25 protein-coding genes and 1 pseudogene are annotated in these 25,673 nt (G+C 59.4%); 19 read left to right on the top strand and 7 right to left on the bottom strand.

Going from position 1 to position 25,673, the window contains the following annotated elements; all coding sequences use genetic code 11:
* Nucleotides 1–14: 14 nt before the first annotated feature.
* Nucleotides 15–542: a signal peptidase II gene (lspA, locus tag Q8O29_RS11675; protein ID WP_305562944.1), complete on the bottom strand. Its 528-nt coding sequence runs from the start codon at nucleotides 540–542 to the stop codon at nucleotides 15–17.
* Between the two features lie 252 nt (nucleotides 543–794).
* Here lspA and Q8O29_RS11670 point away from each other — a divergent pair, with 252 nt between their 5' ends.
* The 14 genes and pseudogenes from Q8O29_RS11670 to Q8O29_RS11605 all read left to right on the top strand — a co-directional run.
* A complete protein-coding gene (locus Q8O29_RS11670; RefSeq protein ID WP_305562942.1) occupies nucleotides 795–1,427 on the top strand; it encodes a cation transporter in 633 nt (210 codons plus the stop codon).
* Nucleotides 1,428–1,498: 71 nt separating this feature from the next.
* Nucleotides 1,499–1,876, top strand: coding sequence for a hypothetical protein (locus Q8O29_RS11665; protein ID WP_305562941.1), 378 nt, complete (start codon nucleotides 1,499–1,501; stop codon nucleotides 1,874–1,876).
* Nucleotides 1,877–1,963: 87 nt separating this feature from the next.
* Nucleotides 1,964–3,247, top strand: a complete 1,284-nt coding sequence (locus tag Q8O29_RS11660; protein WP_305562939.1) for a TolC family protein — start codon at nucleotides 1,964–1,966, stop codon at nucleotides 3,245–3,247.
* 56 nt (nucleotides 3,248–3,303) lie between these two features.
* Entirely contained in the window at nucleotides 3,304–4,923 is a 1,620-nt protein-coding gene (locus tag Q8O29_RS11655; protein WP_371134221.1) for an efflux RND transporter periplasmic adaptor subunit, read from the top strand.
* A 17-nt stretch (nucleotides 4,924–4,940) separates the two neighbouring features.
* Nucleotides 4,941–8,054 (top strand): efflux RND transporter permease subunit, encoded by a 3,114-nt coding sequence (locus Q8O29_RS11650; RefSeq protein WP_305562937.1) that lies wholly within the window; start codon nucleotides 4,941–4,943, stop codon nucleotides 8,052–8,054.
* A 37-nt stretch (nucleotides 8,055–8,091) separates the two neighbouring features.
* The gene (locus Q8O29_RS11645) at nucleotides 8,092–8,469 is read left to right on the top strand and encodes a hypothetical protein (RefSeq protein ID WP_305562935.1); all 378 of its coding nucleotides are present in this window, start codon (nucleotides 8,092–8,094) and stop codon (nucleotides 8,467–8,469) included.
* A 617-nt stretch (nucleotides 8,470–9,086) separates the two neighbouring features.
* Nucleotides 9,087–9,419: a hypothetical protein gene (locus Q8O29_RS11640; protein WP_305562933.1), complete on the top strand. Its 333-nt coding sequence runs from the start codon at nucleotides 9,087–9,089 to the stop codon at nucleotides 9,417–9,419.
* Nucleotides 9,416–10,834 (top strand): TolC family protein, encoded by a 1,419-nt coding sequence (locus Q8O29_RS11635; RefSeq protein ID WP_305562931.1) that lies wholly within the window; start codon nucleotides 9,416–9,418, stop codon nucleotides 10,832–10,834. The genes Q8O29_RS11640 and Q8O29_RS11635 overlap by 4 nt, the downstream gene beginning before the upstream one ends.
* 25 nt (nucleotides 10,835–10,859) lie before the next feature.
* Nucleotides 10,860–12,284, top strand: coding sequence for a multicopper oxidase family protein (locus tag Q8O29_RS11630; RefSeq protein WP_305562929.1), 1,425 nt, complete (start codon nucleotides 10,860–10,862; stop codon nucleotides 12,282–12,284).
* A 23-nt stretch (nucleotides 12,285–12,307) separates the two neighbouring features.
* Nucleotides 12,308–12,916: a Spy/CpxP family protein refolding chaperone gene (locus Q8O29_RS11625; protein ID WP_305562927.1), complete on the top strand. Its 609-nt coding sequence runs from the start codon at nucleotides 12,308–12,310 to the stop codon at nucleotides 12,914–12,916.
* A 27-nt stretch (nucleotides 12,917–12,943) separates the two neighbouring features.
* Nucleotides 12,944–13,438, top strand: a complete 495-nt coding sequence (locus tag Q8O29_RS11620; protein ID WP_305562925.1) for a cupredoxin family protein — start codon at nucleotides 12,944–12,946, stop codon at nucleotides 13,436–13,438.
* 11 nt (nucleotides 13,439–13,449) lie between these two features.
* Entirely contained in the window at nucleotides 13,450–13,938 is a 489-nt protein-coding gene (locus Q8O29_RS11615; RefSeq protein ID WP_305562923.1) for a DUF411 domain-containing protein, read from the top strand.
* A gap of 11 nt (nucleotides 13,939–13,949) precedes the next feature.
* Entirely contained in the window at nucleotides 13,950–14,300 is a 351-nt protein-coding gene (locus Q8O29_RS11610) for a copper-binding protein (RefSeq protein WP_305562921.1), read from the top strand.
* A 232-nt stretch (nucleotides 14,301–14,532) separates the two neighbouring features.
* Nucleotides 14,533–14,760, top strand: a pseudogene (locus Q8O29_RS11605) (copper-transporting ATPase); the annotation flags it as partial.
* 305 nt (nucleotides 14,761–15,065) lie between these two features.
* On the opposite strand, the gene Q8O29_RS11600 reads toward Q8O29_RS11605, so the two are convergent.
* Nucleotides 15,066–15,422 (bottom strand): copper-binding protein, encoded by a 357-nt coding sequence (locus Q8O29_RS11600; RefSeq protein ID WP_305562919.1) that lies wholly within the window; start codon nucleotides 15,420–15,422, stop codon nucleotides 15,066–15,068.
* Between the two features lie 69 nt (nucleotides 15,423–15,491).
* Nucleotides 15,492–15,851: a hypothetical protein gene (locus tag Q8O29_RS11595; RefSeq protein WP_305562917.1), complete on the bottom strand. Its 360-nt coding sequence runs from the start codon at nucleotides 15,849–15,851 to the stop codon at nucleotides 15,492–15,494.
* A gap of 156 nt (nucleotides 15,852–16,007) precedes the next feature.
* Here Q8O29_RS11595 and Q8O29_RS11590 point away from each other — a divergent pair, with 156 nt between their 5' ends.
* The 3 genes from Q8O29_RS11590 to Q8O29_RS11580 all read left to right on the top strand — a co-directional run bounded on the left by Q8O29_RS11590 (nucleotide 16,008) and on the right by Q8O29_RS11580 (nucleotide 18,945).
* Nucleotides 16,008–16,688 (top strand): heavy metal response regulator transcription factor, encoded by a 681-nt coding sequence (locus Q8O29_RS11590; RefSeq protein ID WP_305562915.1) that lies wholly within the window; start codon nucleotides 16,008–16,010, stop codon nucleotides 16,686–16,688.
* The gene (locus Q8O29_RS11585; protein ID WP_305562913.1) at nucleotides 16,685–18,121 is read left to right on the top strand and encodes a heavy metal sensor histidine kinase; all 1,437 of its coding nucleotides are present in this window, start codon (nucleotides 16,685–16,687) and stop codon (nucleotides 18,119–18,121) included. Before Q8O29_RS11590 ends, Q8O29_RS11585 begins: the two co-directional genes overlap by 4 nt.
* A gap of 80 nt (nucleotides 18,122–18,201) precedes the next feature.
* Nucleotides 18,202–18,945 (top strand): class I SAM-dependent methyltransferase, encoded by a 744-nt coding sequence (locus Q8O29_RS11580; RefSeq protein ID WP_305562911.1) that lies wholly within the window; start codon nucleotides 18,202–18,204, stop codon nucleotides 18,943–18,945.
* Nucleotides 18,946–19,084: 139 nt separating this feature from the next.
* On the opposite strand, the gene Q8O29_RS11575 is transcribed toward Q8O29_RS11580, so the two are convergent.
* Both Q8O29_RS11575 and Q8O29_RS11570 read right to left on the bottom strand, forming a co-directional pair.
* On the bottom strand, nucleotides 19,085–19,756 hold the full coding sequence (locus Q8O29_RS11575; protein ID WP_305562909.1) for a heavy metal response regulator transcription factor: 672 nt from the start codon (nucleotides 19,754–19,756) through the stop codon (nucleotides 19,085–19,087).
* 127 nt (nucleotides 19,757–19,883) lie between these two features.
* On the bottom strand, nucleotides 19,884–21,431 hold the full coding sequence (locus Q8O29_RS11570; protein ID WP_305562907.1) for a tetratricopeptide repeat protein: 1,548 nt from the start codon (nucleotides 21,429–21,431) through the stop codon (nucleotides 19,884–19,886).
* Nucleotides 21,432–21,790: 359 nt separating this feature from the next.
* Here Q8O29_RS11570 and Q8O29_RS11565 point away from each other — a divergent pair, with 359 nt between their 5' ends.
* Entirely contained in the window at nucleotides 21,791–22,804 is a 1,014-nt protein-coding gene (locus tag Q8O29_RS11565) for a porin (protein WP_305562905.1), read from the top strand.
* A 264-nt stretch (nucleotides 22,805–23,068) separates the two neighbouring features.
* A complete protein-coding gene (locus tag Q8O29_RS11560; protein WP_305562903.1) occupies nucleotides 23,069–23,398 on the top strand; it encodes a DUF4148 domain-containing protein in 330 nt (109 codons plus the stop codon).
* 10 nt (nucleotides 23,399–23,408) lie between these two features.
* Here the strand turns inward: Q8O29_RS11560 and Q8O29_RS11555 are convergent, their stop codons facing one another.
* Nucleotides 23,409–24,767 (bottom strand): heavy metal sensor histidine kinase, encoded by a 1,359-nt coding sequence (locus Q8O29_RS11555; RefSeq protein WP_305562901.1) that lies wholly within the window; start codon nucleotides 24,765–24,767, stop codon nucleotides 23,409–23,411.
* Between the two features lie 5 nt (nucleotides 24,768–24,772).
* Nucleotides 24,773–25,462 (bottom strand): heavy metal response regulator transcription factor, encoded by a 690-nt coding sequence (locus tag Q8O29_RS11550; RefSeq protein WP_305562899.1) that lies wholly within the window; start codon nucleotides 25,460–25,462, stop codon nucleotides 24,773–24,775.
* Between the last annotated feature and the right edge of the window lie 211 nt (nucleotides 25,463–25,673).

Raw genomic sequence — 25,673 nt, 5'->3', positions numbered from 1 at the left:
CAGGCTGCTACGTATCAGGAAGCCTTCGAGCCGGACCCTCTAAAGGCCGACACCACCAACAAGAGCGCGCCACACACAATGCCAATGTCCGCGATATTGAATGCGGGCCAGTGCCAGCCCTGCCAATGAAAATCCAGAAAGTCCACAACATAGCCACGCATCGCCCGGTCCAACCCATTGCCCAAGGCGCCGCCGAGAACGAGGCTGTAGGCCAGGCCCTCCACCGCAGGAAGCGGTTTGCGCAAAACCCACACAAGCCAGGCTGAAACCACCAGGGCAACAACAAGAAAGAAGTATCTTTGCCATCCACCTGCATCGGCCAAGAAGCTGAACGCCGCACCCTGATTCCACACATGCACCAGATTAAAAAATCCTGTGACCGGCTGGCTCCACGCATAAGGGGTGTACTCATGCACCCAGAATTTCACCGCATGGTCTGCAAAAAAAATGGCGAGCGCGACACCATACAAAACTGCGGGCCGCCTGAGAGTTGCAGAAAAGGATGCAGACGATGTGATAACTGATGAAGTACGGTGAAACATTTTTTAATTCATTAATTTATTCAAATACACGACAGTGATTTGGATTGCTCTCACCCTCGCCCTTCGGGAGGGTCGGGGTGAGGGATTGAGCGTTTCGACTGTCACAAATTTTGAAACGCTCAATAAGTTACAGAAAATTCGAGGGCTCAGGCCCCGCGCCGCAGACAGGCATGCCGCAAGCTTCGCTTGACCTTGAAGTGACTTGAGAGTTTCCAATCATGCCATCAAGCTGATTATTTCTGGAGAAATTCAATGTCCGCCCACTGCTGCGACCACGACCCCCAAGCCAGCGCCGCCCAGGCCAACAGCCCGCGTTACCGACGCATCCTTTGGATCGCGCTGATCGTCAACTTCGCCATGTTCGGCATCGAGATTGGCGCCGGCGTGCAGTCCGGCTCGGTCTCGTTACTGGCCGACGCCATCGACTTTTTCGGTGATGCCGTCAACTACGCCGTGACGCTGGCGGTGTTGTCTATGGGCCTGGTCTGGCGCGCCCGCGCGGCCTTGCTCAAGGCCGCCAGCATGCTCGGTTTCGGCGTGTTTGTGCTGGGCCGCGCGCTGTGGGTGGCCATGCACGGCGGCACACCCGAGGCCCTGACCATGGGCGCAATCGGCCTGCTCGCACTGCTGGCCAATGCTGGCGTGGCGGCTTTGCTGTATGCCTACCGCGAAGGCGACGCCAACATGCGCAGCGTCTGGCTGTGCTCGCGCAACGACGCCGTTGGCAACCTCGCAGTGATGCTGGCCGCGCTCGGGGTGTTCGGCACTGGCAGCGCCTGGCCAGACCTGGCCGTGGCCGCAGCCATGGCCGGCCTGGCGATCGCCGGCGCAGTGTCGGTATTCAGGCAGGCCCGGCAGGAGTTACGCTGGAACGCACACGCATGAGCTGCGGTTCGCCAGGCCTGATGCATTCCCTGCGCGGCGCGGGGACTTTCCCGGCTGTTAGCATATCGCCCGTGAAACGCTTTATTTGTCACTTCATGATTGTCTGGCTAGCGCTGCTGTCAGGCGGCGCCCATGCCCACGCAGCGACCGCTGCCGCGCAGGAACTGGGCCACATCGCTGCCCACGCCTTCGAGGCAGAGCTGGGCGGTGAAGAGGGCACAGAGCCCTCCGGCACGGCGCATGAGCCCGGCCATGCCGAGACCTGCAGCCTGAGCCAGTGCGGCCATAGCAATGCAACCGGTATGCTGTCGAGCGTACCTTTTCGTCTGAGCGACGCGCTCGCTGGCGCCCCGCTGCCCAGCACACAAGCCTGGGCCGGCCGCGATCAGCCCAACAGCATCGAGCGCCCCAAATGGGTCCACACCACCTCATCGGTGGTGAACCTTTGACCTGACGGGCGCTTCAAAAGTCTTTCTTTTTCCAGTGGCCTGAGTGCAAAGGTTCGCCGAAGTTTTGATTTGCTTCGGAGAACGCTCTTGCTTGACCTTTCCTCTTTTCGGTTGTCGCGGCTTGCCTGCGCATCGTTTTTGCTGCCGGCGGCCCTCACGCTTGCCAGCGCGCAGACGGCGCCACCGCCCTCCTCCTCTCCATCCCTAGCCGAAGCCCCACCACCAACGGGCGGCACGAACTTGCGCGAGGCACTCGACGCGGCCTGGGCCCTGAGCCCGGCGGCACGCAGCGCCGACAACCGCCGCGCGCAATTGCAGGCACGGGAACGCGCGGCATCGTCCTGGATCAATGGCTCACCCAGCGCACTGCTGGCGCAGCGCAGCGACCGTTTCAACAACAACGGGGGTTTTCGTGAATACGAAGCCGAGCTGGAGTTGCCGATCTGGAGCCCCGGCGTGCGCGGTGCGACCCAGCGCGAGCTCGCGGCGCAGCGCCTGGCTTTCGAGCCTCAACTGCTGATAGCGCGCCTGAGGGTCGCCGCCGAGGTGCGCGAACTGGCCGCCAGCCTGGCCGTGGCGCGTACCGAGCGCGAGCTGGCTGCGCGCAAACACAGCGAAGCGCTGGCGCTGGCGCAGGATGTGGAGCGCCGCGTCAAAGCCGGCGACAGCGCGCGTGTGGACGGCTTGCAGGCGCAGTCGCTGGTCCAGCAGGCCGCCACCGGACGTGAGCAGACAGCCGTGGCCTTGACCCGCCAGCTGAACCAGTGGTTGACCCTGACCGGGCTGGCCAACGCGCCTGCGCTGGAAGAAGTGCTGCCGCCCGTCCATACAAGCGTCCAGCCGGAGCATCCGGCCCTGCAGGCGGCCCAAACGCGCGTTCAGGCCGCACAGGCCACACTGGAACTGAGCCAAACCGACCGAGGTGATCCCATGGCCATTGGTGTGGGCGTTACGCGTGAACGCGCGACTTTTAGTGCGGCCGGTGAAAGCAACTTGCGCCTGGCGATAAAAATCCCGTTCGGCACCGACAACCGCAATGCCCCACGCATCGCGGCCGCACGCGCAGAACTTGATGCCGCGCAGGCCGAGCTGGATGCTGTCCAGCGCCAGACACGCGACGAACTGGCGTCGGCGCTTGCCGAACTCGATGCGGCGCGCCGCACGCAGGCCAGCATGGCCGAACGCGCGCGCCTGAGCACCGAGGTGCAAGCCCTGGTGGCCAAGGCCTACCGCCTGGGCGAAGCCGACCTGCCGACGCGCCTGCGCGCCGACAGCGAAAAGTTTGAAGCCGATCTTTCCCTGGCACGCGCCCGTGTGGGCCTGCAGCGCGCCATCTCCCAATTGAACCAAGCCCTTGGATTGCTCCCATGAACTTCTTTTATATGCAAATAATGCCTCTAGCCCTTATCCGATATGCGTGGGCAGCTATGTTTTTCATAGCGCTTGGCCTGCTGGGCAGCGCCTGGGCAGGCGGGGGCCATGACCATGGCGACGGGCCGGCTGCCGCCAGCGGCAGCGCCTCACCACGCGTCAGCAGCCATTCGGACCTGTTTGAACTGGTTGGTGTGGTGGACAAGGGTGAGATGAAAATCTACCTGGACCGTTACGCCAGCAACGAGCCGGTGACCGACGCCAAAATCGAGGTCGAGGCCGGTAGCGCCAAGGGCACCGCCCTGCCCCAGCCCGACGGAACCTACAGCTTCAAAAATGAAGTGCTGGACAAACCCGGCACCTTGTCGGTGAGTTTTGTGGTGGCAAGCGGCAAAGACAGCGACCTGCTGGCCGGTGACCTGACCATTGGCGACATGCACAGCGACGACGACCACCTGGACGCCAGCCAGCCCTGGCTGCGTTGGGCAGCTTATGCGGGCGTCGGCGCGCTGCTGTTGCTGCTGGCCGCTGCGGTGTGGCGCAAGCGGCGGCGCCAGGGACTGGCCGGCCTGATGGCCGCGTGTGTCATGGCCCTGGGTGCGACAGCTACTTTTGAAGCGCAGGCTGGCCCGGGCGACGACCGTGGTAAAGAAGGCGCGCCCGCTGCGGGCAGCAACGCGCCCAAGCGGCTCGCCGACGGCGGCGTGTTTTTGCCCAAGGCGAGTCAGCGACAGCTTGGGGTACGGACCCTCAGCGTTGCCGAAGCTTCCTTGCCCACCACCGTCGAGTTGACCGGCCGGGTGGTGCTCGACAGCAATGCTGGCGGGAAAGTGCAACCCACGCAAGCCGGACGGATTGAAGCCGGGCCGCGCGGACTGCCGCAACTCGGCCAATCGGTGCGCAAGGGCGAAGTGCTGGCGGTGCTGCGCGCATCCGTCGGTGCGATTGAGCGGGCCAATCAGCAGGCGCAAAGCGCCGAGCTCAAGGCCAGCCTGGAGCTGGCCCGCAGGCGCGTCGCCCGGCTGCAGCAACTTGAAGGCACCGTGCCGCAAAAAGACATTGAAGCGGCGCAGTCCGACGTGGTCAGCCTGCAGCAACGCGCCGCCGCCGTGAGCGGCAGCGTGGCCGCGACCGAGGCGCTGGTGGCCCCGGTATCGGGTGTTATCGCTGCGGCCAATGTGGTCGCCGGTCAAGTGGTCGATGCACGTGAGGTGCTGTTTGAAATTGTTGATCCGGCCCGCATGAGCGTGGAAGCCAGCGCGTTTGATGCCAGTCTTCTGGCCAACATTGCCTCGGCCAGCGCCAGTTCGGCACCGGGCAGCAGCGTGCCCTTGCAGTTCATCGGCGCCGGCCGCTCGCTGCGTGAAGGTGCGATTCCGCTGATCTTTCGCACGCTGCCTGGCAAAGACGCCCTGCCCCTGGCCATCAACCAGCCGGTCAAGGTGACGGTGCAGACAAAAAGCCAGGTCAAGGGTTTTGCCGTGCCCAACGGCGCTGTGGTCAAAAACCCCAGCAACCAGGACATGGTGTGGGTACACACGGGCGCGGAGGTCTTCCAGCCGCGCACCGTGCGCCTGCTGCCGCTGGACGGCAGCACCGTCGCGATTGTCGATGGCTTGAAAGCCGGTGACCGGGTGGTGACGCAAGGCGCGCCTCTGCTCAACCAGGTTCGCTGAGAACAGGGCCACACACCATGTTTGAAAAACTCATACACACCTCGCTCGCCAATCGCCTGATGGTGGTGGTGCTGTCGGTGGTGCTGCTGCTGGTAGGTGCACTGACGCTGGTGAAAATGCCAGTGGACGTGTTTCCTGACCTGAACAAACCTACCGTCACGCTGCAGGCCGAGGCCGGTGGCATGGCGCCCGAAGAAGTCGAGCAATTGATCACGGTGCCGCTGGAAATTGCCATGGGCGGCATCCCGGGGGTGGAAAGCATCCGCTCGATTTCCAGCGTCGGCCTGTCTTTCGTCTACGTCACCTTTGACTGGAAAACCGACATCTACCGCGCCCGCCAGATGGTGGGCGAGCGCCTGCAACTGGCGCGCGAGCAATTGCCGCAAGGCGTGGAACATGTCGGCATGGGGCCCATCAGCTCGGTCATGGGCGAGATCATGCTGCTGGCCTTGCCGATTGACGCCAGCAAGATCAGCCCGATGGCGGTGCGCGAATACGCCGACTTCGTGATGCGCCTGCGCCTGCTCACTATTCCCGGCGTGGCCCAGGTGGTGCCGATTGGCGGCGAGGTGCGCCAGTACCAGGTGCAGCCGGACACTGCGCTGATGGCGGCGCTGAAGATTGACCTGGAAAGCATTGAAGCGGCGCTCAAGGGTTTTTCCGGCAACTCCAGCGGTGGTTTTCTTGAACTCAATTCGCGCGAGTACCTGATCCGCAACATCGGCCGCACCACGCGGCTGCAGGATCTGGAGCGCCTGCCGGTGGCGTTCCAAAACGGCAAGCCGATCCAGCTCAACCAGGTGGCCAAGGTCACATTTGCGCCGGCCATCAAGCGCGGTGACGCCGGCCTGAACGGCCAGCCGGCGGTGATTCTGGGCATCCAGAAGCAACCAGATGCCGACACCGTGGCACTGACAGAAAAGGTCGAGGCCGCCATCGAAGAGCTGAAAAAAGGCATGCCGCCGGGCATGGGCGAGCCCAAGGTCACCATGCGCCAGGCGACCTTCATCGAGACCTCGGTGGACACCTTGCGCGGCAAACTGCTCGCAGCGTCGGCTGTGGTGGCGGTGGTGCTGTACTTCTTCTTGCTCAACATCCGCACCACGCTGATCTCGCTGACCGCGATTCCGGTGTCGGTGATGATCACGGTGCTGGTGTTCCGTTACTTCGACCTGTCGATCAACACCATGACCCTGGGCGGTCTCACGATTGCGATTGGCGGGCTGGTGGACGATGCGGTGGTCGGCGTCGAGAACGTCTTGCGCCGCCTGAAGATGGACCGCGCCGCCCACCCAGGGCAGCGGCTGGGGCCACTGGAGCTGATTGCCAAAGCGACGCTGGAAGTGCGCTCCGGCATTTTGATCGCCACCATCATCATCGTGCTGGTGTTGCTGCCGCTGTTTTTCCTGCCTGGCCTTGAAGGCCGGTTGATGCAGCCGCTGGCAATTGCCTACATCGTGTCGCTGCTGGCGTCCATGGTGGTGTCGGTCACGCTGACGCCGGTGATGTCGTATTACCTGTTACCGAAAATCAAGGGCCTGGAGCACGGCGATACCACGGTGCAGACATGGGTCAAGACTCGCTACGCTAACGCCCTCAACCGGGTGCTGCAGGCGCCGCGCGCCTGGGTACTGGCCGGCGCTGCGGCGGCCGTGCTGGCCATGGCGGCCGTGCCGTTTTTCCCCACCACCTTTTTGCCCCCGTTCAACGAAGGTGTGGCGCTGGTCGGCCTGCGCCTGAACCCCGGCACCACGCTGACCGAATCGGTCCGCATTGGCACGATTGCTGAAAAGGCACTGGCCGGTGTACCCGAGGTCGAGCATGTGGGCCGCCGCTCGGGCCGGGCCGAGCTCGATGAACATGCCGAGGGCGTGCATGTGTCGGAGCTGGACCTGAAACTCAAACGCAGCGAGCGCAGCATGGAAGCGATCTGCGCCGACATCCGCAGCCGCGTCGCCACCCTGCCCGCGGCCATCGGCATCGGCCAGCCCATCAGCCACCGTATCGACCACATGTTGTCGGGCGTGCGTTCGCAGATCGCCATCAAGATTTTTGGCGACGACCTGGACACCCTGCGCACGCAGGCGGAAGCGCTGCGGCAAAAGCTTGCCCGCATCAATGGCGTGGTCGATCTGGAGGTCGAGAAACAGGTGCTGACACCACAAATCAGAATTCAGGTGGACTATGACCGCGCTCTCGGCCTGGGCCTGCCGCCCGCCAAGCTGCTGCAGGAGCTGCAGGTGCTGATTGACGGTGAGAAGGTGACGCAGGTCGTGGAAGGCAGCCGCCGCTTCAACCTGGTGCTGCGCCTGCCCGAGACCTCGCGCGGTATGGAGGGCCTGCGCAACCTGATGATAGACACACCCGGTGGGCGCGTGCCGCTGAGCCAACTGGCCAGCGTGGAAGAAGGCGATGGCCCGAACCAGGTCAGCCGCGACGACGGGCGCAGGCGCCTTGTGTTGTCAGCCAATACCCAGGGCCGGGCGCTCAGCGAAGTGGTGGCCGACATGCGGGCGGCAATTGCTGGCACGGCCTTGCCCGAGGGCTACTTCATCACAATAGGCGGGCAGTTCCAGGCGCAGGAAGACGCCTCCCGCCTGATTGGCCTGCTGTCGCTGGCCTCGGTGGCGATGATCTTTTTAATTCTTTACTCGCGCTACCGCTCCGGTGTGCTGGCCGCCATCATCATGGCCAACATTCCGCTGGCTTTGGTCGGCGCGGTGGTGGGCTTGTGGTTGTCCGGCCAGCCGCTGTCGGTGGCGGCGCTGGTGGGTTTTATCACGCTGGCCGGCATTGCGATCCGCAATGGAATTCTGAAAGTGTCGCACTACATCAACCTGTGCGCGTTTGAAGGCGAAAACTTCGGTAATGCCATGTTGCTGCGCGGCTCACAGGAGCGGCTCACCCCGGTGCTGATGACCGCGCTGGTGGCAGCGCTGGCGCTGGCGCCACTGCTGTTCGAGGCCGACATGCCAGGCACCGAGATCCTGCACCCCGTCGCGGTGGTGATTTTTTCGGGCCTGATTACCTCGACCTTGCTCGACTCGTTTTTGACACCCGCCATGGTGGCGCTGTTTGGCCGCAAGCCGATTGAGGCGCTGGTGGCCGATTCTGGAACTGAATCGTTTTAATTTTTCCCGCTCTTTAACTTTACTGAAGGTTGTCCCCATGAAATTCAACAAGCTCCTCCTTGCTGCCGCGCTCGCTGTATCCGGCGCCTCTGTCATGGCCGCTGGTGGCCATGGCCATGACCCCAAATTCGGCGGCGTGGTCGTGGAATCCCAAGCCGGGGACCTGGAAATCGTCGCCAAGCCCGACACGCTGCAGATTTACATCAGCGACCACGGCAAGCCCATGAAGCTTGACGGCGCGAAAGCCAGGGTGACATTGCTCAACGGCACGGAAAAAACCGAGGCCGAGTTGTTGCCCACCGGCGACCGGCTCGAAGCCAAAGGCGTGTTCAAGGTCGCCAAAGGCACCAAAGGCATCGCGGTCGTGACGCTGGCGGGCAAGCCAGCGGCCACGGCACGGTTTCAAATAAAGTAAGTGCCGTGGCTTGAAACTGTAAAACTGTTGGAACTATTCGGCACCGCCGTTTATCATTGTCTGATGCGCCATCTTGTCCTCGCCCTCGTGATCGCCCTGCTGCCGATACGCGGGTGGGTCGGCGACGTGATGGCGACCGAGATGGCGTCGAGTCGCCCCGCACTGCTGTCTGCTACTAAAATCATAGCTGACTACGCCCAACCGGTATGGGCTGACGGTCATTTTGGCCATAAATCTGCAGCGCCAGCGGCTGTTGCTGTTGCTGATGCTGATGCCCCGGATTGTGCAGGCCATGAGAGGAGCGACAGTCCCGCCCCAGTAAGCGGCGCCCACTGTGAGGTCTGCCCTGCCTGCCAGGCCTGCCACACCGTGGCGCTGTCACCCGCAGCAGACGCCGCTGCCCCGGTTCTAATGCCGCTCCCGCCACCGCATTCGCCGGTGGCTCGCTTCGCCAGTGCCGACTCGGCACAAGGCCAAAAACCACCCATCTCCTGACTTTCAGGCCCCAACTGGGCCTGTACTTGCCTCCGGCACGGGTTTAAACGCCCTGCGTCGCCATTGACGCCCCGATTGTCGCGATACCCGTCATCGCCCCGCTTGTATTTCAGGAGAATTTTGTGAACTTACGTTTGATTTCAAAACCGCGCGCCGCGCTAACCGGCGTGGCCGCTGGGCTGTCGTTGACGCTGGCCGGCGCGGCGATCGGGCAGACGCCCGCAGTCGTCGCACCAGCGGCCGCCGAATTTCGCTCTGCGCTGGAAAGCTACCGGCCTTACACCGAGGAAAAAACCGCTTCCTGGAAAGAGGCCAACGACACAGTGGGCCGCATTGGCGGCTGGCGCGCTTATGCCAAAGAGGCGCAACAAACCCAGCTTCCCTCCCCCCCCAGCGCTGCCAGCAAGTCCGATCCGCAGGCCGGACACGCCAAACCACCCCAGGTCAAGCCATGAAAAGGCTCTTTCGACTGGGCAGCGTTGCCCTCGCCACCTTGCTGCTGGCCGGCTGTGCCTCGGTCAACTTTGATCAGGCGCTCCAGGACACCAACACCACGCAGAGCGCCTTCACTCAGGGCAAGCTGGAGCTCAACCGCAGCGACCAGCAGCAGCAGGCCCGCAGCAAACTGAGCAGCGAACTGCTGACCAAGCCTCTGAGCCAGGACGAAGCGGTACAGCTGGCGTTGGCCAACAGCCCGGCGCTGCAGACCTTGCTGGCGCAAAGCTGGGCCAATCTGGCCGCAGCCAACCAGACCGGCCGCATCGCCAACCCGGTGTTCAGCTTTGAGCGCATACGGTTTGCCGATGAGCTGGAGCTGGGCCGTCTGTTGTCTTTCGGTCTGCTGGACTTGATGACGCTGCCCAGACGTCTCGATATCTCGCGCAGCCAGACCGCCCTTGCCAAGACGCAGCTCAGCGCCAATGTCGTCGAGCAGGTGACTCAGGTGCGCCAGGCCTGGGTGCGCGCCGTGGCCGCCCAACAGACGCTGCAATATGCCGAACAGATCAACGCCACCGCTCAAGCCAGCGCCGAGCTGGCCAAACGCATGCAGCAAGTTGGCAATTTCACCAAGTTGCAGCGCGCACAGCAACAGTCCTTTTATGCCAACAGCGCGGCCAAGCTGGCCTCCAGCCAGCACGCCGCCACCGCCGCGCGAGAGGAATTGATTCGCTTGCTGGGACTGACTGACGGGCAATCGGCGCAACTGAAGCTGCCCGAGCGACTGCCCGACTTGCCGAAAGAGGCCAAACCAACAGGCGTGATCAATGCCGCCGCCCTGCAACAACGCCTGGACGTGCAAATGGCGCGCAACCAGCTGGATGTGGCCGGCAAGTCACAGGGCCTGAACCTGCTCAACAGCCTGGTCGATGTGGAGCTGGGCATACGCCGCGACACGGTGTTCGACAACAGTCGCGGCACCAGCACGCCCAGACGAGGCTTCGAGCTGGGCATCCGTCTGCCAATATTCGACTGGGGCTCGGCCCAGCGCGACGCCATGAACGCGCAGTCGCTGGCGGCCGCCAGTCGATATGAAGGCGCGGTGCGCGGCGCCACGTCGCAATTGCGCGAAAGTTATTCGGCCTACCGCACGGCCTACGACATGGCACGGCATTACCGCGATGAAATCGTGCCACTGCGCAAGACCATGGCAGAAGAAAACGTGCTGCGCTACAACGGCATGCTGATCGGTGTGTTTGAACTGCTGGCGGATACGCGCGACCAGATCTCCAGCGTGCAGGCGGCCATCAGCGCCTACCAGCAGTTCTGGCTGGCTGACGCGGCGCTGAGCGCCTCGATGACGGGCAAGCCGACACCCATGGGCGCCATGCCAATAGCTGGCGGCGGTGCCGCCGCCGAAGCCGGTCACTGAAACAAGAATCAAACGGATCACACACATGAATAACAGAAGAAATTTTCTCGCAGGCGCGGGAGCCATCACGACGGCCGTTGCGGCTGCGGCGGTCAGCAGGGTGGCGATGGCCGCCTTGCCCGAGCCCATGATCCAGACCAAACCCGACACCATGGCGCCGCTGGTGCCCAGTACAGGCCGCCCTTACAACCCGGTCGTCACGCTGACCGGCGGGACGCTGCCCTGGCGCATGAACCAGGGCGTCAAGGAATTTCACCTGGTGGCCGAGCCGGTGGTGCGCGAGATGGCGTCCGGCTTCAAGGCGCATCTGTGGGGCTACAACGGCCAGTCGCCCGGTCCGACCATCGAGGTGGTTGAAGGCGACCGGGTGCGGATTTTTGTCACCAACAAACTGCCCGAGCACACCACGATTCATTGGCACGGCCAGCGTCTGCCCAACGGCATGGACGGCGTGGGTGGGCTGAATCAGCCGGCCATTCCGGTCGGTAAAACCTTTGTCTATGAGTTTGTGGCAAAACGTCCCGGCACTTTCATGTATCACCCGCACGCCGACGAGATGGTGCAGATGGCCATGGGCATGATGGGTTTCTGGATCACGCACCCCAAGGCAAAACACCCGCTGATCGACGAGGTGGACCGGGACTTTGTCTTTTTGCTCAACGCCTATGACATTGATCCCGGCGCCTACACGCCGAAGATCATGACCATGCTCAACTTCAACCTCTGGAGTTGGAACAGTCGGGTCTTCCCTGGCATTGACCCGCTGGTGGTGCGAAAGAACGACAAGGTGCGCATACGCATGGGCAACCTGACCATGACGAACCACCCGATTCATCTGCATGGGCATGAGTTTCTGGTCACCGGCACCGACGGCGGTCCCACGCCGAAATCAACGCGCTGGTACGAGGTGACCCCCGACGTGGCGGTGGGGCAGATGCGGCAGATCGAGTTTCTGGCCGACGAGGAGGGCGACTGGGCTTTTCACTGCCACAAAAGCCACCACACCATGAACGCCATGGGCCACGACGTGCCGACCATGATAGGCGTGGACCACCGCAAGATCGTCAGTGACATCACCAAGGTGATCCCCGACTATATGGTGATGGGCGAACGCGGCATGGCCGACATGGCCGAGATGGACATGCCCCTGCCCGACAACACCGCCAAGATGATGACCGGCGATGGCCCGTTCGGCTCGGTCGAGATGGGCGGCATGTTCTCGGTGGTCAAGGTGCGCAAGAATCAGAAGACCGGCGACTACAAGGACCCCGGCTGGTACAAACACCCGCCCGGTGAAGTTGCCTACGAATGGACGGGAGCGCTACCGAATCCAGCACGTTTTGCCGCTCAGGGCGGCCAGACCATGAAAGCCCATAACATGCCGATGAAGGAAGTCGAAGTCCAGGTCCGCAAGCCGGTGATGGGTGGCATGGGCGGCATGAAGCATTGATCACGAACCCAAGAAAGATTTTCATGAAATCTCAACATGCTATCAAATTAATAGCTACTTACACCCTATTGACATGGGCTACAGCCACTTTTTCCCAACATTCCTCAACGGGGCATGGCGCCGGGCACCCCCCCGCGTTCCCAGCCAGCCCCTATGCCGGGCAGCAACCGCGCGACATCAAATCACTGTCGGCGACGCAGACTGAAGATTTGCTGGCCGGCAAAGGCATGGCGCTGGGGGAGGCTGCCGAGCTCAATGGCTACCCCGGCCCCACGCACACGCTGGAGCTGGCGCAAGCTCTGGCGCTCAGCGATGCGCAGCAGCAAGCCACGCAGGAGCTGATGGACCGCCACAAGACAGACGCTCGACGTATCGGTGCTGAACTGGTGGAGGCTGAGCGCTTGCTTGATCAGGCTTTCTCGAGCCGCCAAATCACCCCATCCGGCCTGAAGAACCACACCGACCGCATCGCCCAGTTGCAGGCCACGCTGCGCACCAGTCATCTGCAGACCCACCTGCAGCAAACCGCGTTGCTGACGCCGCAGCAGATCAGTCGCTATGCCGAGCTGCGCGGCTACACCGCAGGGGCGGCTGGCGTCGCACCGGGCGCGCCTTCGTCCCACAAGCACTGAGCATTTACCCACTACAAGGAAATATCCATGAAAAAACTGACAACGCTCCTCGTCGCTGCATTCATCGCCAGCACCGGTACGCTCGCCTTTGCGCATGGTGAAGAAGCACATGCAAAAAAAACCGGCCCCGTCAAGAAAGAACAAAAGGAGTGGGGTATTGCCGGCGATGCCAAAGCCGTCAAGCGCACCATCGCCGTCGGCATGAGCGACAACATGCGTTTCACTCCTGGCAATCTTGATGTCAAACAGGGCGAGACCATCCGGTTCGTCATCAAGAACACGGGCCAGGTCATGCACGAGATGGTGATCGGCACCAAAAAAGAAAATGACGAGCATGCGGCGCTGATGGTCAAGTTTCCCGGCATGGAGCACGAAGAGCCCTACATGGCGCACGTTGCACCGGGCAAGACCGGAGAGATCATTTGGACCTTCAACAAACCCGGCAATTTTGATTTTGCCTGCCTGATCGCTGGCCATTACCAGGCCGGCATGATTGGCAAGATCAATGTCGCTTCGCGTTAAAGGAAAGTTGCATGCAAAGACGTTTTCTTCTAAGGACCCTGGCCGGCTTCACCTGCGCCGTGCTGGCGCCCGTGGTGATCGCACAACCACGCCCGCAGGTGGAGGTCTGGAAAGACCCGAACTGTGGCTGCTGCAAAGACTGGGTAGACCACCTGCAAGCCAGTGGCTTTCAGGTCAAAGTCCATGACATTGGCAACGCGGCGGCCAGAAAGCGGCTCGGCATACCGGACAAGCTGGGTTCCTGCCATACCGCGTCGATCAGCGGCTATGTCATTGAAGGCCATGTGCCGGCCTCCGACATCCATCGCCTGCTCAAGGAAAAACCCCGCGCTGTGGGGCTGGCCTTGCCGGGCATGCCGGTCGGTTCGCCGGGCATGGACGCGCCGATTTACGGCGGGCGCAAAGACCCCTACGACGTGTTGCTGGTTCTGAAGGACGGCAGCACACGTATTTATCAATCCTATCCTTCAAAAACGTCCACGACGTCCACTCAGTCCTGAAAGAAACCATCATGAAACAAGTACCCACTGCGCTGCTCCTCGCTGCCATGCTGGCCGGCTCTGCGTACGCCAGCTCGCACACGGGGGCGCCTGCGACCATGGGCGATACCAAAAAGGACAGCGCCATGGCGGCTCCCGCCGACATGGCCGATGGCGAAATTCGCAAAGTAGATATGGACAATAAAAAAATCACTATCAAACACGGTGAAATCAAAAACCTCGACATGCCGGGCATGACCATGGTGTTTCAGGTCCAAGACCCGGCCTTGCTGAACAAAGCAAAAGCCGGCGACAAGGTGCGCTTCAAGGCTGAGAAAACCGGCAGCACCTTCGTGGTCACGGACATTCAACCCGCAAAGTAAATCTTGCAGGGAAAACTCGCGGTGGAAGATGTCCGCATCAGTTGGGCTTCCTGGCTACGGGAGACGGTGATCGACCCCGGCAAACGAGCTTTTTGACATGAATTTAGACCCCTGCAACGTATCGCAGAGGACGTCAATGACGGTCCGCGTGTCCTACCCCACGAAAGAAATCCGTCATGGAAAAGGACGACTTGAACAATCACGCGCATGGCCACCGCGCGCACGCGGAACAGTCGCAATGGGAACAGGGACCGATGTGGCCATGAACAGTGCCCAAGTGACCCTTGTCAAAGGTGATCTGCGCGGTATTGCCACGGCCAGGAAACTGTCGCAGGCAACCCTCGCGAACATGAAGCAAAACCTGGGGTATGCCTTTATCTACAACTCCTTGGGCGTGCCACATGCAGCAGGTCTTCTTTATCCCTTCACCGGTTGGCCGCTGTCCCCGATGATCGCTGCGCTAGGAGTCTGGGCGGCAGAAGGCGTCGAAGCGAAAAGTGGCCCCGGCGAGGACAGTTTTTGCCGGGTTTGCAGCCTCATAGCCATAGCTATGGGGCAAAAAGCCGGTGAAAAATGGACCGTCGCGGCCGCTTTGCAGCCGACGTTCCTTCTGCCGCCCAGGCTCCTAGCGATGAGCCTCAGCTCTGCATCGGTGATTGCCAATGCGCTGCGTCTGCGCAGGGCGGATTGATGCGCCAGGAGAAAACGAAGCATCCAGAACGGCGGGAGCCTGAAGCTGGAGCCGCGCTCCCGTCATTGATCAACTTATTTAGCTTGTTCGAGTTTGACAACCGTAAAGCCTGCATCGAGCTTTTCGGCGCGAAACATGATTTTGTCGCCTTGTTTCAGGTTCTGGAGGAGCTTGTCGTCGAGCACCCTGAACACCATGGTCATGCCAGGCATGTCCAGATTAAGCAGCGCTTCGTGCTTGATGGTCAGCCTGCCTTGCTCGGTATCGACCTTGCGTACTTCACCGGCAGTCCATTGAGCGCTGGCCGCAACGGGTGTGGCTACCGCTTTGTTTGGAGTGCCAGCGGGCGTGTCAATTGCCGCCAGGACAAGCCCGGTACCACTCGTCCAGAAGATGGCAGCAGCCAGCACAAAGTTGATCTTGGATTTCATCAAAAACTCCTTGAAAATAGGGACCACAAGGGCCGGATGTTGAGCACCCGGCCCACCCGCATGGCGGGTTTAGGCGCCGTGGCGTTCAGAAAACAGGTCTTGCCTGAGGTCTGGCGTGACAAAGTCAGGCTTGGCGTTGTTATGCGGCAAATCGTCGGTGTGCACCAGCCTGCCGCGCTGCAGTCCAAAGCTGTGCTGCGGCGACGTATTGGTCGCACCGTCGGCACTGGTCGTTGCTGCCCCTGCATTCCTTTGAGCCATCGTGGCGCCTTTCTTCCCGTCACCGCGACTTGTGTCGCTTTGGCTTTGCTGCGGCTCGATATGGATACTGTCATCCGCGCCGGCCCAAGTGCTGCCAGAGCTGGCAAAAGCAGCGGGGAGAACAGCACCCGCCAGGGCAAGTGCAAATACAGTTTTACGGAACATCATGATTAACTCCTTTGATTACGCTTTGCAAGGTGCTGTCCCAACATCTGGAACAACTGCGATGCAACCTCTGCATCACAGTTGTTAATGTAGAAAACCAGCTGCGACGCCACCCTGACCCGCAGATTACGAATCCGTTATGAAAGATCAAGGCTTATTTTGAAAATTCTGGTGATTGAAGATGAGCCCAAGGCTGCCGACTACCTGCGCAAAGGTCTGACGGAAAACGGTTACGCGGTTGAAGTGGCCCACAACGGCACGGACGGGCTGCATGCAGCCACGAACGGCGACCATGACCTGGTGGTCCTGGATGTCATGCTGCCGGGCATTGATGGGTTTGCCGTTCTTTCGGCCTTGCGTACCTTCAGGCAGGTCCCCGTGCTCATGCTCACCGCCCGCAGCAATACCGACGACAAGGTGCGCGGCTTCAACCTCGGTGCCGACGATTACCTGGTTAAACCCTTTCAGTTTCCGGAGTTGCTCGCCAGGGTGAAGGCTCTGCTTAAACGCGGCCAACCCGCAGCAGTGGAGCAGGTGCTCCGCACGGCCGACCTAGAGATCGACCCGATACGTCACCGCGCAACCCGGGCTGGCCAGCGTATTGACCTATCGGCCAAAGAGTTTGCCCTGCTAACTCTGCTAGCCCAGAGGACGGGAGAGGTACTGTCTAGAACACAAATTGCGTCTTTGGTCTGGGACATCCATTTCGACTCAGACACCAACGTCGTCGAGGTGGCAATCCGGCGCCTCCGCGCCAAGATCGACGATCCTTTTGATGAAAAATTGATTCACACCGTCCGTGGCGTGGGCTACGTTCTGGAACGCCGAGCAACACCGTGACGCAAGCTCAAAACTCCGGTTTTTGGTTGAGAAAATCTCTGGCGACGCGGATTGCTTTGGCCAGCTATTTGTTTGGATTTCTCATGACAGGCGGCGCTATCGTGATCGGCTTTTATGCGCTCGCGCATCAGCTTGATACCCGTTCGAGCGTCGAGTTGCTGGGCAAGCGTGATTTGCTAGAGCATGTCCTGTCCGAGATCTCGTCACAGGAGGCTATCAGTCCGAACAAACATCGTTTCGGCGATTTGCTGATTGGCCATGATGATTTGCACCTCGCATTGGTAGATTCAAGCACGGGGCAAAATATTTTGAGCTTTTCCCTGATCGCGGAGCAATCACTGCCCGCGCTGGCCCCAGCGCCGGCCAACGCTGATTCGGTTCATCTGTGGACAGCCTCAACCGGTGCGCAATTGAGGACCGTCAGCGCAAGCGCGCCGCTCGCCGACGGGCGCATGATCCGGTATTACCTGTCACTGGACCGACGGCAAGACAACCGTCTGTTAGCCGGTTTCGTCAAGACGAGCTTGGTTGGCTGGCCCCTGATGCTGCTCGTCGTCGCGCTAGGTTCCTGGCTGATCGCACGGACGAGCCTGGCACCGCTGAGGCGGTTCCGGCGCTTGGCGGCCTCCGTAGGTACGCAGTCGCTCAGTCAACGAATATCTTCCTCCGGCTTGCCTACCGAGCTCTTCGAACTCGCGGAAGAATTCAACAGCATGTTGAAGCGCATCGACGAAGGTTACCGGCGGCTCCAGGATTTTTCCGGTGAACTCGCCCACGAAATGCGCACCCCTGTAGCAACGTTGATGGGAAGAACGCAGGTGGCGCTGTCCCGCACGCGCAGCCTTTCTGAATTTCGGGAAGTTCTGGAGGGAAATGTCGAAGAACTTGAACGCTTAACCCGCCTCATAGCCGACATGCTCTTCATCGCTAGTGCCGACCACGGCCAGGGGCTTGTGCGCCACGAACCGGTGGAACTGAGTCAGGAAGCGCTTCGGGTCGCCGATTACTTGTCGATGGTCGCCGAAGAACGCAATTTGCGCGTATCTATAGATGGGGCGGCCACAGTTCAAGCAGATCGTCTGTTGGTTCAACGCGCCATCACAAACCTTTTGTCTAACGCGTTGCGGCACGCTGCTGAAAACTCGAACGTTCGCCTGGAAATCGGTGAGCATGACGGTTATGCCACATTGGCAGTAGCCAACCAGGGTGAACCCATCGCACCCGAACATTTGACGAGAATTTTCGACCGATTTTACCGAATTGATTCAGGGCGGGCCCGCTTGGACGGCGGCTCTGGGCTAGGCTTGGCAATTGTTCGTTCCATCATGGCGGCCCACAGTGGGCAGGTGAAAGCGCGCAGTTCGGAAGGTGGCGAAACGACGTTTACGCTGATGTTTCGAGCAACTGATATTAGTCCTTCAGGAGCACCTTGAAATCTTGACAATACTTTTCATATCTATCATCTTCGCGCCCATCACAGCTATGAACATCGTCTCTCTTTCGTCTTAATCCTATGCCAACAAGCCAAAACCTAGATTCAATTCCGCGAGGAATGACCTGTCGCGGGGTGCACAGAGCGGTCATCGAGTACCTGCTCAAGTCAGGCCACGACTTGTCGAGCAGCGCCATGCTGGATATTCCTTGCGGACAAGGCGAGTTGATTTCGTCCTTGCGCCGTTTCTTTCCTGGCGCTGACTTGCGGGGATGCGACTTGAAGAAGCCAGAATCTTTGGCTTCTGGCAATTTCGCATCAGTAGACGCTAGTCGCCCCTTTACCGTTTTTTCGGGACATAAGTTCGACTACATTTTTTCGGTCAGCGGAGTGATGGAATTTGACAATACCCTCCAATTTTTTGAGAGTTGCCACCAGCACTTGCGGGATGGCGGACATTTCGTCGTTACCAACGACAACATTGTGTCTATGCGCGACCGTATCTCATATTTCTGTCTCGGAAAAGTCAGGCAGTACCACTTGTTTGTTACTTTGGGGCAGGGGGGCTGGAAGGTCATTCCAATTCACAACATGCTCAGGATTCTTCAAGACGCAGGCTTTCGAATTCGAGAAGTGCGGTATGTATCACTGCTTCCCAAGGACTGGTTGATGTTGCCATTTGCCCTTCTCGTCTATCCCTTTCAGTTTCTCTACATGAACTTAAGTCGTTCAAGAATCCCGTGGAAGGAGCAACGCGCCATTTATCCGTTCCGCTCCCTGCTGTGCCGACACTACATCGTTGTTTGCCAAAAGGATTTCATCTAGGGAGCCTGGGCATTAGACTGTGGCGGTCAAGTTATTTCGGACTGATGGTGGTGCGTAATTTCTACAAGCCGAAGGGGCCGAGTTGGCCAGCCAAGGGCGATGCGAACTTCATGTCAATTGCTTCGAATAGCCATTATCGCTACACCCGCATCTCCATGACATACCCCGAACCTCGAACCGTGTGCAGCAGCTTTACTGGAAAGGGGTCGTCAATCTTTTGCCGCAACCGCCGAACTGCGACATCCACTACATTGGAGTCACAGTCGAAATTAATATCCCATATTTGCTCCGCCAAAATGGTACGAGAGAGCACTTGCTCCTGACGATGAAGAAAAAGGGCAAGAAGCTTGAAGTCTTGCGCGGACAAGTCCAGTCGTCTCCCTGAACGGGTGACTCTATGCTTGACCAGATCCAGCTGCAGGTCACCCAACTGCACGACGGTCAGGTCTTGAACGTGCCCCCTTCGCAGCAACGCCTGAACGCGCGCCAATAATTCTGGCAGAGCGAACGGTTTGACCACGTAGTCGTCTGCGCCCATCTGGAGTCCTTTAACCCGGTCCTCCACCGTATCGCGTGCAGTTAACAAAATAATCGGAAAATCTTTCTTTTCACGCACCGCTTGCAGAACACCGAAGCCATCAATCCCCGGAAGCATGACATCCAGCAACATGAGGTCATAGCGACCCTCCAGTGCCATACTTTTCCCCACGATTCCGTCGCGCGCGATGTCAACGACAAACCCAATTTCGACCAGCGCTTGCATGACATGGTCCGCAAATTTGGGTTCATCTTCAACCGTCAGAATTCTCATTTTTTTGCCATACTTTGGTTTGTAACTTGTGCTATGAGCCGGTCGTGCATCAACACTAGCACTGAGCAGAAACCGGGATAGATGACTGACGTCTGCCCAAACAGCCTATTGACCGTCAGAGCGGAATTCATGCAGCGAGTGCAAGATGAAGGCTGTGCCTCGCGCGAAATGCCCACTTTGGACCCAACCGAAAGGAATCGAGCACGGTCGACTTGGCGGTTGCGAAGAACATGGACTCATGCAAGTTATGACGTTCAAACGCTCTTCGCTGGTTCAGTGATCGGCGTCGCAAGTCACCTTCTGCGTCGCCTCCATTACGCTGCGATTGTCCAAAGAGCGTGACAGCACGTTCCAGGTCGACCAGGGCTGCGTCGCTCAATGCCGGAATGGCACGTGGAGCCGCCAAGCGAATTTGCACGATGAAGGGATTGGGGCCCACAACCAGGCCCCATGTCCTTTTTCCCTCTGCGGGGTCCACTGCCAAGGCCTCGAGCTTGGTTAGACCGAAATGCCTGGCCAAACGCAGCCGCGCGGCCAACCATGGATCAGAATGATCGAGTTCATCCACAGCGACCTTGGCCTCATGATCGCTGCCTGATACAGGCAACACCAGGGAGTTCAATAGCTGCTTTGCGTGCAAGTCACCCTCGCGTGCCGCGCGGTAAAGCCAACAAATTGCTTGTTCGGACTCCGTGATCGATCCGGCTTCGCGCAGCATCAAGGCGCCAAGTTTGCGTTGCGCCTCAGCCTGCCCGCGTTCTGCGGCCTTTTCAAGAAAGAATCTGGCCATTTGGGGGTTGGCGACAGAACATCGGTGGTCTGAGTTCAGCTTGTACAAATGCAGCCATGCCTCGTTCTGGCCGGCGTCTGCCGCCCGCAGCAGCAATGCAGTTCCCTTGCGAAGGTTCGGGCTCTCGGCGAGGCTCGAAGGTTGAAGAGACCCACAGGCGATTCCGGACAGCGCGCGCCCAAGCGCGTAGGTCGCATCCGGATTTCCCTGTCCGTTTTGCATTTCCAGGCTTGCCTGAACGAATTCAACTGGCATGCCTTTCAGCGACTCATCAGTGCGCTCTGCCATTCGAACCATCGCAACGACAAGTTTGGATATTGCACTTGTCGGTTTTGACATCAGCCGAATCACAGCATGCACACACAGCCGCAGGCGAGGCAGGTCTCCCTGCGCCTGTGCTTCCCGCGCTGCAAACTCTGCAATGGCACAGCCGTTCTCCTTCTTGTCGTCCGTCAGCAAGCGCAGGATTTTCGGTAGACGCTCACTATCGCTGGCGGACTCACAGATGGCGAGTGCGCTGGCTGCACACGCCTCGCCTGCCGCCGCGCGCGCGTAATACGCTGCAGCTTCTGTTTCCCTCCCGGTGTGGGTTAACAGGTAGGTGCCGAACTTCAGTTGTGCCAACGCACTGCCGGAAAGTGCAGCCATACGAAGAGACTCTTGCTGACCCAAAAGCAGCAATTCATCTAAAGGCAGACATTCCGCAATAAGAATGCGTGCTCCTGACAAGTCGCAAGCACTGGGGTGAGTGAGATAGTCAATGCCAGTTGATGAGTGCTTGGGAAAACCTTCAACGCCCAGCAAATAGCGACGCCCGACCTCCAGTCGCGCACCAATGTCGCCGCTTCTGGCGAGAGCTCTCAATTGAATGTCTTGCCTTCGCATGCCGGTCTCCTTGTTGTATTGCAGATGAAACGAGTAGCGGGCTATTTCTCCTGTTTTCCTTGCAAGCAGGCGCCGGACTTGTTGCACGAAGGATAAAAAGTCAACACCAACAAAAAGATTGCCGAAACATTGCAGAGCAGCAATGTTTCAGCCGTTGTCGCCGGCCGCTCTACCGTCTTTCACTCCCTTGTTGCAGTTGCGAAACAAGGAAGATGAATTTACTGGGGGGGCTGCATGCGTTACCCATCCCTTTGCGAAATCGAGAGTGTTGATCGGCACTGTTCTTCATAAAGTGACTTTCGTGGTGCGCTCACATCGAGGCACTACTAACTTCAACCAATCAAAGGATCAGGAACACTATGAAGCACATCGCAACAGCGGCGGCATTGCTTGCCCTAGCGGCGGGTACGGCCAGCGCACAATCTTCAGTAACGCTATTTGGTGTCGTTGATACCAACATTCGCAACGTCAGCAACAGCGGCGTTGCCAGCAACACCACGCTGAGCAACAGTGGCCTGTCCAGCGGCCGCTTTGGCTTCCGTGGCGTCGAAGACCTGGGGGGTGGCCTGAAGGCCGGTTTCTGGCTTGAGTCGGACCTCAACATCGACACCGGCACGACAAATGCGAACGGGAAGCTCTTCGCCCGCCGCTCAACGGTGAGCTTGATGGGTAACTTTGGTGAGGTTCGATTAGGCCGGGACCTGACTCCCTCGGGCGCGCACACCTACCTCTACGATCCGTTCGGCGTGATCGGCTTGGGCGGGTCGGCCAACGTGGCACGTTATGCCGCCCAGACGACCTTCTTCCGCTCCGACAACGCTGTTTCGTATTTCACCCCCAACCTCAGCGGCTTCCAGGGCCAGATCATGGTCGCCCCGGACGAGAGCGGCGTGAACAACGTCAATCGCTACTCAGGCACACGCCTGAGCTATGCGGCCGGGCCAGTCAGCGTGTCAGGCTCTTACGGCACGACCAATGTTGTTGGCGGCAAATTCACGACCTCTGGTATTGCTGGTTCGTATAACTTTGGAGTTGCTACGCTGATGGGCCACTACTACAGCGACAGACTGCTGACTCTGAAGGAAAATCGCTTCCTGCTTGGTGTGACCGTTCCGCTCGGCGCTCATCAGATCCGTGCGTCCTACCTTCGCTCGGACGCGACTGGCGGCACCGCTGCGTACAACGCAAGCGACGCAAACATGCTGGCTTTGGGCTATGTGCACAACCTGTCCAAGCGCACCGCGTTGTACGCTACCACCTCACGTATCTCGAACAAGGGCGGAGCAACCTTTGCCCTCGCAGGCGGCACTCCCGGCATCACCGCCGGCGGCACCTCTTCCGGCTACGAGTTCGGCATGCGGCACAACTTCTGATAGCACCAGCGCCGATCTCGCGACAGTAGCTCCAGCTACATGAACGCGATTTCAAAAAAAGCCAGACTTCGGAAAATTTTAAAAGCCCCGCTTTCGCGGGGTTTTTTTTGGTCGCAAAGGCTTAGGTTACCAAGATGTAATCTGGCGATCAGAGTTTTGTGCGGGTACTTTTTCTAAAGTCCACTACATGCTGGTCAATAGCCCGGCACACTGACGCAAAGGATGGTCCCCAGCGCGGTGCTTGTGCCTGAAGAGGAAGTCATCATGTCTGCTCAAAAACTTGCGCTTATCACCGCCCTTGCGGTCTTGTCTGGCGCACCACTGGCCGCATCCGCAGGAATTATTCACCCTGCGGACACGGAGATGGGTTACGTCTCTCATCCCGATCATGCAAAGCCAGGGAAGTCCCGCGCAGAAGTTCGGGCAGAGTTGGAAGCCGCCATGAAATCCCCTCGATGGGATTTTTGGGCACGTTTGGGGGTACCCATGCCGACACCCTCGACAGGACCGGGCAAGTTGCGCGACCAAGTGCGCAATGAAGCATTAACGGCCAATCGAGCAGGCCTGATTCCGCGCGGCGAGTTTTCCTACTAAACCTTCCGGACTACTGCGGGATGCGAATGCCCACACGTGTCATGCCGTCAGCGCTTTCACAGAACGCCCGACCTCCGTGCATCGTGGCGATAGCGCTGACTATGGCAAGACCCAAGCCATGACTGTCGCCCGACCGAACGCGCGCCGGATCGGCTTGATAGAAACGAGAAAACATCCGTTCCTGCGTCTCGACCGGAATGGGTGGACCCGGATTGGCAACCGCTATCTCAGCGATGTGCCCCTGGTTAGTCAAAGACAGCTTAATGGATTCACCCGGCGCAGTGAACTTAATCGCATTCGATAACAGGTTCGAAATCGCTCGGCGCATCAGTGCGGGTGAGCAGCGTGCGGTAGCTCGACCTTCAATGACAGCCTTAAGCCCAGAGTCTTCAAGAAGCGCATCATAAAACTCACACACCTTCTGAACCTCGGGCCTCAGGTTGGTATGGATCAGGTCCTGAACAACAGCGCCATGATCTGCATGGGCCAGAAACATCATGTCGTTTACTAGCGATTTGAGGCCTTCCAGCTCCTCCAGATTGGATTCAAGAGTTGCTCGCAGATGCGTCTGCGGCCGATTTGCCGACAGCGCCAACTGGGTTCCGCTGATCAGGGTAGCCAAGGGCGTGCGCAACTCATGCGCCACATCTGCGTTAAATGATCTCATTTGCTGGTAGGCCGACTCCAGCCGGTCGAGGACGCCGTTGAATGCTTGAGCCAATTCTTCCAGCTCGCGAGCGATTCCGCTGAGATCTAAGCGCAGTGCGAGTGAGCTCGGTGCGATCATCGCAGCCTGCCGGGACAGGCGGCCTATGGGCCGCAACCCGTGCCGGGTCGCCTGCAAGCTCAGCGCAAAAATAAGCAGCATGGCGAGTGAGCCGGCCGTCAACATCAGGTAGAGCAGCGCACGCAGCAGTCTGGCGCGCGGGGCCAGGTCCAGTGCGATAACAACCGTGCGAAGTTGCAGGGAACCCGTATTCTGCAAGGGCGTACGCATGAAGGCCATTTTCTTGCCTGAAACCGTCCGCACTTCAAAGTCACCTTCGCGCAGTTGCCTTACCGGCAATCCGAGACCTCCGTGAACGACCTCATCCCTGTCATTCAGAAGCCAAACCGTCAATTCACCGTGCCCCGTCATCACATCGTCGATGTGATGACGCAAGGCTTCAAGATTGCCGTCCTGAGCGACTTCGTCAACAAAATGCTGCACGATGCGTAATTTACCGACTATCTCTTCGCGAGCGGTTTGCTCCAGGGTGTATGCCACTCCCCAATAAATGGCGACCCCAGCTGCAAGAAACGTCACGGCTGTAACGCCTGCAAGCGACAGCGCCAGACTTGCCGCGATCGAAGACAACTGGGGCCTCATCAGATTCAAGCGATTAAATCGCGCGCTTCCAGCACATAACCCATGCCGCGGACCGTATGCAACAGCTTGGCAGGGAAGGGATCGTCGAGCTTGGCTCGAAGGCGCCGAACGGCGACCTCCACCACGTTGGTATCGCTGTCAAAATTCATGTCCCAGACCTGCTCCGCAAGGGTAGTCCGAGAAAGAATTTGCCCCTGTCGACGAAGCAAGAGCGTCAGCAAATTAAACTCCTTGGCCGTAAGGCTAAGTCGTTCGCCGGCGCGCATTGCCTTGCGCTTGACAAGGTCGAGCTGCAGATCCCCCAACGCTAAAACCGTAGCCTCTGCCGATGCATGGCCCATGCCGCGACGCAGCAGCGCCAGGACACGGGCCAGCAACTCGGAAAATGCAAACGGTTTGATCAAGTAGTCGTCGGCACCGTCATGCAAGCCTCGCACCCGGTCTTCCACCTGGTCTCTAGCGGTGAGAATCAACACGGGTACCGACTTGTTTTTTCGGATAGCTTCAAGCACCCCAAAGCCATCCATGCCGGGAAGCATCACGTCCAGAAGAATCAGGTCGTAGTCGCCGCTGACTGCGAGATGCCTCCCATCGATGCCGTTGTGCGCGACGTCGACGACATAACCGTTTTCGGTGAGGCCCTGGCGCAGGTATCCGGCCAACTTAATCTCGTCCTCGATCACCAGAAGACGCATGGTATTTTTATTTGCATAGCTTCAATTGTGCGCTCTGGAAGATTACAGATTTGTAATCCCGTGGTGGGTCTGGCGTCGGGGATGGTTATCTAAACTATCGTTCGTAATGTGATGGATTTTCAGCTTTACGGACGCGATTTTCTAAAAATCGAAACGGATAACAGGCGCTCCGGAAATGGTCGGAAAATTCACATCCATTTTGAACTTGTCC

The organism is Polaromonas sp., from assembly GCF_030689685.1.
Classification (GTDB): domain Bacteria; phylum Pseudomonadota; class Gammaproteobacteria; order Burkholderiales; family Burkholderiaceae_C; genus Polaromonas.
This window is presented reverse-complemented; position numbering and strand designations above follow the sequence as displayed.